We start from the raw sequence: 12,668 nt of genomic DNA, 5'->3' as shown, positions 1-12,668 counted from the left end.
GGGGTATATGGAATTTTTATCACTTGTCGTCGTTGTATTGGCAGCGTTCTTTACACCGATTTTAATAAATAGATTACGAATTACGTTTTTACCTGTTGTTGTGGCAGAAATATTAATGGGCATCATCATCGGTCATTCATTTTTAGATATTGTTGAACGTGATGCGATGTTAAATATTTTATCAACGCTAGGCTTTATTTTCTTAATGTTTTTAAGTGGTCTAGAAATTGATTTTAAAGCCTTTAAAAAAGAAAAAAACGTAACTAAAGATAAAGAAAAAAGCAAAGAGCCAGGACATTTACAATTAGCGCTCTTTGTATTTATGTTAATCATGATTATCTCAATTGCCCTAGCATATGCTTTCAAATGGTTTGGTTTAATTGACGATATCTTGCTTATGGTTATTATTATTTCAACTATTTCATTAGGCGTTGTTGTACCAACTTTAAAAGAAATGAATATTATGCGTACGACTATAGGTCAATTTATCTTGCTTGTTGCAGTTTTAGCTGACTTAGTTACGATGATATTATTAACTGTATATGGTGCTTTACATGCCTCAGGCGGCACATCACTTTGGTTAATCGGTAGCTTGGTTGTATTTGCGATTATCTTCTATTTCTTAGGTGGTATATTTAAAAAAGCGCAATTCTTGCAGAAGTTAATGGATGGCACGACGCAAATTGGTATTCGTGCAGTATTTGCACTCATCATTATGTTGGTTGCTTTAGCAGAAGGTGTTGGTGCAGAAAATATTTTAGGTGCCTTCTTAGCTGGTGTAATCGTTTCATTATTAGGTCCAGATGAAGACATGGTAGAGAAATTAGATTCATTTGGTTATGGCTTCTTTATTCCAATCTTTTTTATAATGGTTGGTGTAGATTTAAATATACCTACGTTAATAAAAGAACCATCGTTATTAATCATTATTCCATTTTTAATATTAGCATTTTTAATATCTAAATTAATACCAGTGGTGTATATACGTAGATGGTTTGATATGAAAACAACGATTTCTTCAGCATTTCTATTAACTTCTACATTGTCTTTAGTGATTGCTTCGGCGAAGATTGCAGAACAACTAGGTACAATATCTTCAGAAATATCAGGTATTTTAATTTTAAGCGCAGTGATAACATGTGTTTTTGTACCGATTATATTTAAAAAGATGTTCCCAATGCCAGATGAAGCTACGAGACAAATTGAAGTGAGCTTAATTGGTAAAAACCAATTAACCATACCGATCGCTCAAAATTTAACATCGCAACTTTACCAAGTTTCGCTTTATTATCGAAATGATTTAAGTGATAAACGTAAATTATCCGATGCAATTTCAATGATTGAAATTGCCGACTATGAAGAAGGTTTATTAGAACGCTTAGGTTTATTTGAAAGAGATATCGTGGTTTGCTCTACAAACGACGATGATATTAACCGAAAAGTTGCATTAATGGCTAAAAACCACGGTGTGAACCGAGTTATTTGTAGATTAGAAGCAAGTACAGGTGATGAAGCTTTACAAAGCGAAGGTATCGAAGTGTTTAGTGGATTCATGAGTAACAAGATTCTATTGAAAGGTTTAATAGAAACACCTAATATGCTAAACCTTTTAAGTAACGTGGAAACATCATTATATGAAATTGCAATGTTAAACCATCAGTATGATCAGATTCAATTACGTAATTTCCCATTTGATGGCGACATTATTTTTGTAAGAATTATTAGAAATAATGAATCTATCGTACCTCATGGTGATACACAATTGCGTTATAAAGACCGAGTTATTGTGACAGGTTCAAAAGAATATGTTGATGAATTAAAACGTGAACTAGAATTTTATTATTAATATAAAGGGAGTGGGCAACGAAATCGTATTAGTAAGGTATGATTTCAATCCTACTCCTATTTAATTTAAATAGAAGTTAGTAAAATAAATTGTTTAAATAATGAAACCAATGTTAAAATGAAGTTTGTTAGAATTGGCATTGAGCAAAATGATTAGTGTATTGATTATAAATTCTCGAGCCAATTTAAAATGAAAATTAAAAAAGGAGTTATTTTCATGTTAAATTTAGAAAATAAAACATTCGTCATTATGGGTATTGCAAATAAACGTAGTATCGGTTTTGGTGTAGCTAAAGTATTAGACAAATTAGGTGCGAAATTAGTTTTTACATATCGTAAAGATCGTAGTAGAAAAGAAATGGAAAAACTTGTAGAACAATTGGATCAACAAACGCCACGTATGTACCAAATAGATGTGCAAAACGATGACGATGTAATCGATGGTTTTACCAAAATTGGTGAAGAAGTGGGGCATATTGATGGTGTTTACCATTCAATTGCATTTGCTAATATGGAAGATTTGAGAGGACGTTTTTCAGACACATCTCGAGATGGTTTCTTATTAGCCCAAGATATTAGCTCATATTCATTAACAATCGTTGCAAGAGAAGCTAAAAAAATTATGCCCGAAGGCGGCAGTATCGTTGCTACAACTTATTTAGGTGGCGAATTTGCAGTACAGAATTACAATGTAATGGGCGTAGCAAAAGCGAGTCTAGAAGCCAATGTACGTTATTTAGCATTGGATCTTGGTGAAGATAATATTCGTGTGAATGCAATCTCAGCTGGTCCAATCCGTACGCTAAGCGCTAAAGGCGTTGGTGGATTTAATACGATTATGAAAGAAATTGAAGAACGTGCGCCATTAAAACGTAATGTAGACCAAGAAGAAGTTGGTAAAACAGCAGCATATTTATTAAGTGATTTATCAAGCGGTGTTACAGGAGAAAATATTCATGTAGATAGTGGCTATCATATCGTTAAATAATTCGTGAGTAAACCAATATGATAAAAAATAATATTGCTTTATAATACCAATGTATCTCAACTATTTTCACGTATTAAATGTTTATTAAAATGCAAGATAGAAATTAATGTAGCAATGTTTGAATGCTATCTTGTGTTTGTTATCAAATACTATTTAAAAGCGAACATGTTTGGGATACAAATCCCAACATTCAGCCCCAAAAAGATTTCTAACTTAGAGTATCTTCTTGGGGCTCATTTTATAACAACACTTTGTATTATTTTACGCGCTTCGCGTAGATTTAACTTGAACCTGTAGTTTTAATGTACTGCTTTTGGTTGAAGGCATGTCGCAACTTCTACTACATTTACATATCATTTTAATCAACACCACTTAATTAAATTAACAAGGAAACTTATGATAGGTAATGGTTATAACAAGACATAAGATTACGCTGCAATGGACTTATGAAAGATAAAACCGCATTAGAAATTTAAAAATACTGATACAGATTTGGCACAATAACGCGTTGGATGAATTTAGAACACAATTTACGTAAAGGAACGAAGATTGAACCAAACCAAAAGAATGATTTAAAATTCAGAGCAATGTGGGGGACAAAGACAAACAAAAACTTGTATTTGCCCTAAAATCATACAATGTAAGAAAAATAGTAGCTCAACGAGATAAAATTTCATAAAAACAAGTAAAACGTCCATTGCTATATTATTTCAATAGAAATGGACGTTTATTCTTTAATCAGGCGGCAGAGATATTGATATCCTAGCTTTTTTATTATAGGCAAGACAAGCAACTTTTTATAATTAATTAGATTTACATATTGCTTTTGTTAATGTTTACCAATTATTTTATTCTTTTACATCGCTATTTGCTTTAGCGATAATATCTTGTCGATAACGGAACACGTTGCGAACTACAGTCTTAATTACCGCGTATAGTGGTACAGCTATTAAGATAAGGCCGAATCCACCTAGATTCCCAGCAGCTAAAATGACTACAATAATAGTTAATGGATGAATGCTAAGAGATTTACCCATTACATTAGGCGTAATCACGTTACCTTCAAGTTGTTGTGCAACAAGTGTGATGATACATACCCAAATGAATATAGTAGGACTTTGTATAATAGCAATGACCCCTGCAGGAACAAAAGCCATCCAAGGACCTAAGAAAGGAATCATATTAGCTACACAAGCGAACATAACAAGTAAAAGTGTATAATTTAGACCTACAATGGAATAACCAATATATAAAATAATTCCGAGAATAATACTAACTGTAACTTGCCCTTGAATATAAGATTTAACTGTTTCATTTAAATCCTTCAATAATTCTACAGTAAATACTTTTCTATCTCCTTTAAACAATCTTGCGATAAAAGGTATAAAACGTTCATGATCTTTTAACATATAAATCAAGAAGAACGGAACCATTATTAGTAAGAACAAAGTAGAAATAAATGATGTAAGGTATCCTAACGAGTTGGATAGAATGCCAGCGATGCTATCGCTCATAGACTGAACCATTTTATTAATTCTATCTGTTACGTCATTAGGTAATCTTTCCATCTGGTCTAACGCAAAGTTTATAATGTGTTGAGCTTCATGTTGTAAAGCTGGTATTTGATTTACTAAGTTTTCAATTTGTTCGGCAATTAACGGAGCTAACACGCCAATAACAATACCTATGATTATAATTAATCCTATAAAGATGATTGTGATACTACCCCAGCGCGGGATTTTATTTTTTTCAAGTATTTTTTGAAAAGGTAAACAAATATAAAATAAGAAGCCACTTAGTAACAATGGTAATAACACCGATTGAAGAATAATAATAAAAGGTGTAAAGATAGTGTGTACTTCCATTACTAATTTGACTAGTAAAAACAGGATTAATAAAGCGATTCCTGTTCTAAACCATACCTTGTTAAGCATAGGACGGTTCCTCCTAAAAACTTTATTTGAATTTACTATTCAGTATATCTTAAAAAAAGATAGAACAAAAGATAAAATTGTGAATCTACGCGTAGAAAATATATTTATAATAAAGGATTCGCATAATATGAATATATAAGAAATTTTAATAAATAGTGTGGTATTCGTTTTAATAAATATAATATTTATTAATATACTTTCTATAAAATTTCATAACTTAATATATAAATTGTGAAAATAATAACTAAAAAAATGCGTTGCGCGGAACCTAATATATGTGTATAATATGAAAAAATATCATTTTCTATAATGGTTAAACAAGGGGGATAAGTTATGATAGAAGGTTTTTTAACTTGGCTTTATGACATTGTTTGGAGCAAGCCTTTAGTTTACGGTTTACTTATCACGGGGATTTTATTTTCACTATTTATGAAATTTTTCCAAGTAAGACATTTTAAAGAAATGATAAGGTTGATGTTTCAAGGGGAAAAATCACCAACAGGTATTTCAAGTTTTCAAGCAATTGCATTATCTTTAGCCGGTCGTGTAGGTACTGGTAATATCGTAGGTGTATCTACAGCGATATTTATTGGAGGACCTGGCGCAGTATTTTGGATGTGGGCTACGTCTTTTCTAGGCGCGAGTAGTGCGTTTATTGAATCTACACTTGGCCAAATATATAAACGTGATGAAAAGGGTCAGTACCGAGGCGGGCCAGCTTTTTATATTGAATATGGCATTAAGGGGAAAACAGGGAAAATATATGGTTTGATTTTTGCGATTGTCACTGTTATTTCAGTAGGATTATTGTTGCCCGGTGTTCAATCAAACGCAATATCTAGTTCAATGAAAAATGCATTCCAGTTAAATCCTTGGGTGATTGCTATTTTCTTAGCAATCATTATTGGACTAATTATATTTGGCGGTATCAAGTGGATTGCTAATGCTGCAACTGCAGTGGTACCATTTATGGCAATAATATATATATTAATGGCAGTTATTATTATTATCATTAATATTGAAGCAGTGCCTGCACTCTTTGCATTAATATTTAAATCTGCATTTGGGATGGAAGCGGCGTTTGGTGGCATTGTAGGCGCTATGATTGAAATTGGTGTAAAAAGAGGACTCTATTCCAATGAAGCGGGCCAAGGGACTGGACCACACGCAGCAGCAGCAGCTGAAGTTTCACACCCAGCTAAGCAAGGTTTAGTTCAAGCTTTCTCAGTCTATATAGACACATTATTTGTTTGTACAGCTACTGCACTGATCATTTTACTTTCAGGTACTTACAATGTAACTGACGGTGGCAATACACCGAGTGATAAGGCAAGCTTAATTAAGGATAATGGTATTTTTGTGGAAATGTCTAATGGTGATAAAGATTATTCCGGTACAGCAATGTATGCACAGGCAGGTATAGATAAAGCGTTACAAGGAGGCAGTTACCACTTTGACCCTGCATTCTCTGGATTAGGCTCTTATTTTATAGCTATAGCATTGTTTTTCTTTGCTTTTACTACTATTTTGGCATATTACTATATCGCAGAGACGAATATTGCGTATTTAACAAGAAATGCAAATTTTAGAACTTCTTTTATATTTATTAATATAACAAGAATTGTCTTGATTTTAGCTACAGTATACGGTGCTGTCAAAACAGCAGATATCGCGTGGTTAATGGGAGATTTAGGCGTAGGAATGATGGCGTGGCTTAATATTATTGCGATTTGGTTATTACACAAGCCTGCCATTAATGCATTAAAAGATTATGAAATGCAGAAAAAACAATTAGGTTCTGGTAAAAAAGCAATATATAAACCAGATCCTGAGGAAGTACCTAACGCTGTATTTTGGTTAAAAGATTACCCGGAACGTTTAAGAAAAGAAAACATAAATGATTAAAACTAAATATGGAAATTAGATGGATTTTAATCGATTTATTTTAAAATAATGCGTCTCTTGGTACAATGTCATTAAGACTACGAGGGGGCGCATTTTTTTATGGATCATTTTCAACCAGGAAGAATAAATAAGATAGATTTTCCTAGTAAAATATTAGATAGAGATGTAACATTGTCTATTTATTTACCTAAAGATTTTACAGAACTGTTTAAATATAAAGTTATCTTTTGTTTTGATGGTTTAGATTTTTTCAGTTTTGGGAAAATTCACAGAACATACGAGAAATTATGGGAAGCAAATGAAATAGAAAGAGCTATCTTTGTAGGATTTCACTATGAAGATGTTGAAAAACGGAGAGCTGAATTTCACCCACGAGGAATTCGCACGCCTTTGACGGTGAAAGCTATGGCTAACGAAATTTTACCGTATATTGATGCTCAGTTTCCAACTTATAAGGTAGGTAATGGTAGGGTGGTGCTAGGTGATAGTCTAGCTGGAAGTGCAGCGTTAATGACAGCATTATCATATCCAAGAATATTTAGTCAAGCCGGCCTTTTAAGTCCTCAACATGATGATGTAATACAAACATTGATTGAGCGTTGTCAATTTCAGGAACAATTGACAATTTGGCATACAGTTGGGTTAGAAGAAGACGATTTTGCCCTGCCAACTACAGGTAAAAGCGCAGATTTTTTAACGCCTAACCGCCAGCTTAGGACAATTATTGAAAATAGTAGCATTACCTACCATTATACAGAGTTCGAAGGCGGACATAGATGGAAATCGTGGAAAAATTTACTAGATGATTTATTAAAATATTTTTTATCAGATAATATTTCTTTTTGATTATCTGAAGGAAATTTAGTTAAAAGTAACGAATTTTTATGAAATTTGATATAATGTAGTTATGTTAAACAAAGGAGGAATTTAAATGATTTTAGGATTAGCATTAATTCCGTCAAAAGCATTTCAAGATGAAGTGAACGCATATCGTAAACGTTATGATGCGCATTATGCAACAATCATGCCACATATTACGATTAAAGAACATTTCAAAATAAACGAAAGTGATCTTGAAGCTGTCAAAGAGACAATCAAATCAAGAATCGAGGGGATACCACCTGTTGAAGTACACGCGACAAAGGCATCTAACTTTGCGCCAATTACAAACGTAATTTATTTTAAAGTAGCAAAAACTGAAACTTTAGAAAAATTATTTAACCAATTTAACAGTGGTGATTTTTATGGTCGTCCGGAACATCCATTTGTGCCACATTTTACAATTGCACAAGGCTTGACGAGTCAAGAGTTCGAAGACATCTTTGGTCAATTGAACTTAGCGGGTATTGACTATAAAGAAGCAATTGAGCAACTTTCTTTAGTTTATTATGACGAAAGTGCTGAAAAATGGAAAGTATTAGAGAATTTCAATTTTGCATAATATTTTAGATGAACTTATATTTCGATGACCGAAAATATAATATTGAAACTAAAAAGGAGTCACTATCAACTTTTAGAGGATGTCTAAAAGGATAGCGACCCCTTTTTACTTGTGAATGGTTTGTTTAAATTAGCTATGCTGATGTTTGTTTTTATTTTTAACAAAATATATGCCGTAAAATATTGCTAAAAATAAAAATACTAGTGCTGAAAAATAGAAAGTGTTATTAACTGATTTAGAGAATTCTGTGATTAATCCTCCAACAAGTGGACCAATCATTGATCCAAACCCTTGTACACTGTTAAACACCCCCCAAGTCTCTTCTTGTTCATCCATATGAATATGACTCGCCATAAATGTATTCCATGCAGGTAATAAGATGCCGTACATTAGCCCTATAAATAACGCAAGACCCCAAACGATTTTAATGTCTGTGATAATAGATAATGTAAATATCATTAAAGTGTATAAGACAAATCCGCTAAATATAATGCCATACATAAAAGATGTCCCGTTTTTATCGATAATTTTAGATAAAAATAGCATAGAGACTGTACAACCGATGCCGCCAATAATGATTGCCATTGTATATTCAACGGTTGAAACCCCGACGACTTTTGTTGCATATGTAGGTAGTATGGGTACTAGGGCTGTGATAGATGCACCTTGTAATAAAATACCTGGGAACAAGATGAGATGACGTTTAGTCACATTTACAATTTGGCCTAGTTGTTGTTTAACAGGTCTTGTATTGTAATTTGTAAGCCGTATTTTAACAAAATAATATAAAATCCATGCTATGAGTACGAAGAGTGACATCATAAAAGCGAATTGTGTTGGATGTATTTTAAATATCAAGTTCATGCCGACCATACCGACTAATAAACCTAAAAGCCACGAGAAATAAACATAGCCCATTTGCTTACCGCGATTTTTTTCATCTACACTTGCTAGCATAATTACCCAAATTGGACTAACGGCAATACCTAATAAGATAGCACTCGTGATTAATATAATGGGTGATGTTGGGAACCAAATCACTAAAAATAAGCTACCAAAAGCTAATAAGAAACCCAGTGTTAACACAAGCTTGGTGCCTAAGCGTTTAAGTAAAAATCCAATGACAAAATTTGTGGACGCATCAGCAATAAAGTGAATAGAAATAGCGATAGATGTAACACCTACCGCAATAGAAGTTGCTGTCGGAAGTAACGCTAAATAACTAAGCACGTACATACCTCTAGCAAACTCCATTAAAAATAAAATGATCAACATAATTATAAAGTTTTTATTTGAGTTATAGTTAATATCATTTAACGAAGAGCTTTGCATATAAAGGAACCTTTCCATATACTTCTTCATATCGAGTAGAATGATCTAGAAGTTCTAATAAGTCTTTGCATAATTTATATGTTGAATAGGGGATGCGTGATTCACTCATTGCTTTAGTCATCTCTTTTAATGAAGTTGAATTATTAGTTAACGATGCGACCTGTTGAATCGCTTCCTTTGGTGTATAAGCGATTTTACCGTAACCTTTTTCTTCAAAGTAAATAGCATTTTCTAATTCCTGTCCTGGTGCAGGATCTAAGAAAATCATTGGTATTTGGCGTGTTAGTGCCTCTGAGATAGTAATGCCTCCAGGTTTTGTAATCATTAATTGACTGGACGCCATCCATTCATTCATTTGTTTTGTGTAACCTAAAATAAGTACGTTATCATAATCTTTAAATTGGTTAGCCAATGTGCGTTTTAACTCTTTATTTTTACCACAAATCATAACCACTTGTGAATGTGGACTTTTAGTTAAAATATCATTAATCATCTGTCCAAATCCTTTAGATACACCAAATGCACCTGCTGACATAAGGATAGTAGGTTTTTCTGGATTTAAATTATTTTGACGTAACCACGAAGTTGTATCTATATCTTTTTCAAATTTGTCAGAAATAGGGATACCTGTGACTTTTAATTGATTTCTAGGAATTCCTATTGCAGCGAACTCGTCTTTTAATTCCTCGGTAGCCAAATAATATTTTTGGGAATGAGGTGTAACCCAGTTCTTTTGCAATCTATAATCTGTCATAACTGTAGCTATTGGAATATTCATATCAAATTGTTCAGTTAATACAGACATAACTGGTGTTGGAAAAGTAAGCAAAATTAAATCCGGCTTTTCTTTTAGTAATAAATTAATTAATTTATTTAAGCCATAATATTTATAGAAACATTTGTCAATTTGATCTGGTTTGCTATAGTAAAAAGATTTATACATATTTCTAAAATACTTAAAGCTATTGATATACCACTTTTTACATATAGAAGTCAGAATAGGGTGAGCTTCTAAAAACAAATCATGTTCTATAACTGTTAAATTATCTAGATTCATTTCATTGAATTGGTTTACTACGCTTTGAGTAACCTGTAAATGCCCATTACCAAAAGAACCAGTAATAATCAATATTTTTTTGTTACGAGTAACCATTTTGAGTCACCCTCCAATAGTATAAATTTAGCTCATGCTAAGTTTAACGCATTTTATTGTCTTGCGAAAGAAAAAACACAATGAATAGCGATTATATCATTTTACAAATGTATGGAAAATGATTCATACTAATTTAAAAAATTATACTTTGTAAATTTAGGTTGTCCTATATATACACAATACCACGCTTTATTTCAAAATAAGCTGAATTTAAGAAATTAAATAAATATACATGAAAAAGAAACATGAAAGAAATAATAGTCAAATAATCATTAATTGGCAATATTAGTTTCTATAAAATCGAATGAAAAAGTGTATAATAGAAGTATTGGAAATAAAGGAGCGATTAATGTTGAATGCAAATGAGTTGTTTAAAAAAATAAGGGTCAAACAAGTAATTGGAACATTAGATAGAAACATTACTGATATAACAACGGACTCGCGTACTGCTGGACAAGGAAGTATCTTTGTTGCTTCTAAAGGTTATACAGTTGATAGTCATAAATTTTGTCAAGATGTCGTAAATCAAGGCTGTGAACTCATTGTAGTAACCCATGAGCAATTATTGGCAGGAGAAGTAACTCAAATCGTTGTACCCGATACATTGCGCGTTGCAAGTTTACTTGCAAATGTATTGTTTAACTACCCAAGTAAACAACTTACTACATATGGTGTTACCGGAACAAATGGCAAAACTTCTATAGCAACAATGATACATCACATTTATAGAAAACTTAATAAAGGTAGTGCTTATTTAGGTACAAATGGCTTCCAAGTTAATGAAGAGAAGTCTAAAGGTGCAAATACTACACCAGAAACAGTTTCTTTAACCAAAAAAATACATGAAGCAGTAGAAAAAGATGCAGCAGCGATGACACTAGAAGTATCGAGTCATGGCTTGTCATTGGGACGTTTAAGCGGCGTTGATTTTGATGTAGCTATCTTTTCAAATTTGACACAAGATCATTTGGATTTTCACGGCACAATGGAAGCATATGGGCATGCTAAGTCATTATTATTCAGTCAACTAGGAGAAGATTTATCACGAGAAAAATACGTTGTGTTAAATCAAGATGATACTTTTTCAGAGTACTTGGCTTCAGTAACGCCGTTTGAAGTGTTTACTTATGGAATTGAGAATGAAGCGCAATTTATGGCTGAAAATATCAATGAATCTTTACAAGGGGTGACCTTTGATTTCAACACACCAGAAGGCGCTTTCACTGTGAAATCGCCGTACGTTGGGTTATTTAACGTATCTAATATTATGGCAGCAATGATTGCAGTTTGGAGTAAGGGCCCGTCACTCAAAGAAGTTATTCAAGCAGTTGAGCATTTGGAACCAGTTGAAGGAAGACTTGAAGTATTAGACTCATCCTTACCCATTGATTTAATTATTGATTATGCTCATACCGCAGACGGTATGGATAAGCTGATCGATGCAGTGAAACCATTTGCGAAACAACGGTTGATTTTCTTATGTGGTATGGCTGGAGAACGTGATATGGGAAAAACACCTGAAATGGGGCGAGTTGCATGTAGAGCAGATTATGTTATATTCACGCCGGATAATCCGGCCAATGATGACCCCAAAAAATTAACTAGAGGATTAGCTAAAGGGGCTACACACAACAATTATGTAGAGTTTGAGGATCGTGCTGAAGGTATTCGTCACGCTATTGAGATTGCTAACCCTGGAGATACAGTCGTATTAGCTTCAAAAGGACGCGAACCTTATCAAATTATGCCAGGCCATGTAAAAGTACCACATAGAGATGATTTGATTGGTTTAGAAGCTGCTTATAAAAAATTTGGTGGTGGTCCTGTTGAAGATTAAATATATAGAACATGATGGCGTCAATATACGTAGTTATATTTATGAGAATAAAAGCGATGGGTTATACCTGATCGTTATACCAGACTTAAATTGGTCAATAGAAATTGAATCTTCATTAAATGAAGATGATATCAAGGAGGAACTTGTGATACACTTGTTTACGTTACTTGATGAATCAACAGCAGAACAGATTGCTGATGTTATTGGTCAATGGATATTTGAGAATTAAAGGA

10 protein-coding genes are annotated in these 12,668 nt (G+C 32.9%); 7 read left to right on the top strand and 3 right to left on the bottom strand.

Annotation, left to right across the window (positions count from 1 at the left end):
- Positions 1-7: 7 nt before the first annotated feature.
- Positions 8-1,846: a monovalent cation:proton antiporter family protein gene (locus IEU88_RS09470; protein WP_096810467.1), complete on the top strand. Its 1,839-nt coding sequence runs from the start codon at positions 8-10 to the stop codon at positions 1,844-1,846.
- A gap of 216 nt (positions 1,847-2,062) precedes the next feature.
- Positions 2,063-2,833: an enoyl-ACP reductase FabI gene (gene fabI / locus IEU88_RS09465; RefSeq protein WP_096810466.1), complete on the top strand. Its 771-nt coding sequence runs from the start codon at positions 2,063-2,065 to the stop codon at positions 2,831-2,833.
- Positions 2,834-3,681: 848 nt separating this feature from the next.
- Here the strand turns inward: fabI and cozEa are convergent.
- The gene (gene cozEa / locus IEU88_RS09460) at positions 3,682-4,767 is read right to left on the bottom strand and encodes a lipoteichoic acid biosynthesis protein CozEa (RefSeq protein WP_103373248.1); all 1,086 of its coding nucleotides are present in this window, start codon (positions 4,765-4,767) and stop codon (positions 3,682-3,684) included.
- 333 nt (positions 4,768-5,100) lie between these two features.
- Here cozEa and IEU88_RS09455 point away from each other — a divergent pair, with 333 nt between their 5' ends.
- The 3 genes from IEU88_RS09455 (at position 5,101) to IEU88_RS09445 (ending at position 8,113) form a co-directional block, all read left to right on the top strand.
- On the top strand, positions 5,101-6,672 hold the full coding sequence (locus IEU88_RS09455) for an alanine/glycine:cation symporter family protein (RefSeq protein ID WP_096810464.1): 1,572 nt from the start codon (positions 5,101-5,103) through the stop codon (positions 6,670-6,672).
- A 99-nt stretch (positions 6,673-6,771) separates the two neighbouring features.
- The gene (locus IEU88_RS09450) at positions 6,772-7,518 is read left to right on the top strand and encodes an esterase family protein (protein WP_103373482.1); all 747 of its coding nucleotides are present in this window, start codon (positions 6,772-6,774) and stop codon (positions 7,516-7,518) included.
- A gap of 85 nt (positions 7,519-7,603) precedes the next feature.
- Positions 7,604-8,113, top strand: coding sequence for a YjcG family protein (locus tag IEU88_RS09445; protein WP_096810462.1), 510 nt, complete (start codon positions 7,604-7,606; stop codon positions 8,111-8,113).
- A 129-nt stretch (positions 8,114-8,242) separates the two neighbouring features.
- On the opposite strand, the gene ltaA is transcribed toward IEU88_RS09445, so the two are convergent.
- Positions 8,243-9,445, bottom strand: a complete 1,203-nt coding sequence (ltaA, locus tag IEU88_RS09440) for a lipoteichoic acid biosynthesis MFS flippase LtaA (RefSeq protein WP_170006930.1) — start codon at positions 9,443-9,445, stop codon at positions 8,243-8,245.
- A complete protein-coding gene (locus tag IEU88_RS09435; RefSeq protein ID WP_096810460.1) occupies positions 9,423-10,598 on the bottom strand; it encodes a diglucosyl diacylglycerol synthase in 1,176 nt (391 codons plus the stop codon). Before IEU88_RS09435 ends, ltaA begins: the two co-directional genes overlap by 23 nt.
- Positions 10,599-10,950: 352 nt before the next feature.
- On the opposite strand from IEU88_RS09435, the gene IEU88_RS09430 reads away from it, so the two are divergent.
- Complete coding sequence (locus tag IEU88_RS09430) at positions 10,951-12,435, top strand: UDP-N-acetylmuramoyl-L-alanyl-D-glutamate--L-lysine ligase (RefSeq protein ID WP_103373098.1); 1,485 nt, start codon at positions 10,951-10,953, stop codon at positions 12,433-12,435.
- Positions 12,425-12,664, top strand: coding sequence for a YueH family protein (locus IEU88_RS09425; protein WP_103373097.1), 240 nt, complete (start codon positions 12,425-12,427; stop codon positions 12,662-12,664). Before IEU88_RS09430 ends, IEU88_RS09425 begins: the two co-directional genes overlap by 11 nt.
- The last annotated feature ends 4 nt before the right edge of the window (positions 12,665-12,668 follow it).

It is taken from the genome of Staphylococcus nepalensis, from assembly GCF_014635045.1.
In the GTDB taxonomy this organism is placed as follows: domain Bacteria; phylum Bacillota; class Bacilli; order Staphylococcales; family Staphylococcaceae; genus Staphylococcus; species Staphylococcus nepalensis.
Note: the sequence above shows the minus strand (reverse complement) of the source record. Positions and strands in the feature narration are given on the sequence as shown.

What these genes read in the sequence shown, in the direction of transcription:
- cozEa (WP_103373248.1), bottom strand. Translation starts at nt 4,767, where the DNA reads ATGCTTAACAAGGTATGGTTTAGAACAGGAATCGCTTTATTAATCCTG.
- ltaA (WP_170006930.1), bottom strand. Translation starts at nt 9,445, where the DNA reads ATGCAAAGCTCTTCGTTAAATGATATTAACTATAACTCAAATAAAAAC.
- IEU88_RS09455 (WP_096810464.1), top strand. Translation starts at nt 5,101, where the DNA reads ATGATAGAAGGTTTTTTAACTTGGCTTTATGACATTGTTTGGAGCAAG.
- IEU88_RS09470 (WP_096810467.1), top strand. Translation starts at nt 8, where the DNA reads ATGGAATTTTTATCACTTGTCGTCGTTGTATTGGCAGCGTTCTTTACA.
- fabI (WP_096810466.1), top strand. Translation starts at nt 2,063, where the DNA reads ATGTTAAATTTAGAAAATAAAACATTCGTCATTATGGGTATTGCAAAT.
- IEU88_RS09435 (WP_096810460.1), bottom strand. Translation starts at nt 10,598, where the DNA reads ATGGTTACTCGTAACAAAAAAATATTGATTATTACTGGTTCTTTTGGT.
- IEU88_RS09445 (WP_096810462.1), top strand. Translation starts at nt 7,604, where the DNA reads ATGATTTTAGGATTAGCATTAATTCCGTCAAAAGCATTTCAAGATGAA.
- IEU88_RS09450 (WP_103373482.1), top strand. Translation starts at nt 6,772, where the DNA reads ATGGATCATTTTCAACCAGGAAGAATAAATAAGATAGATTTTCCTAGT.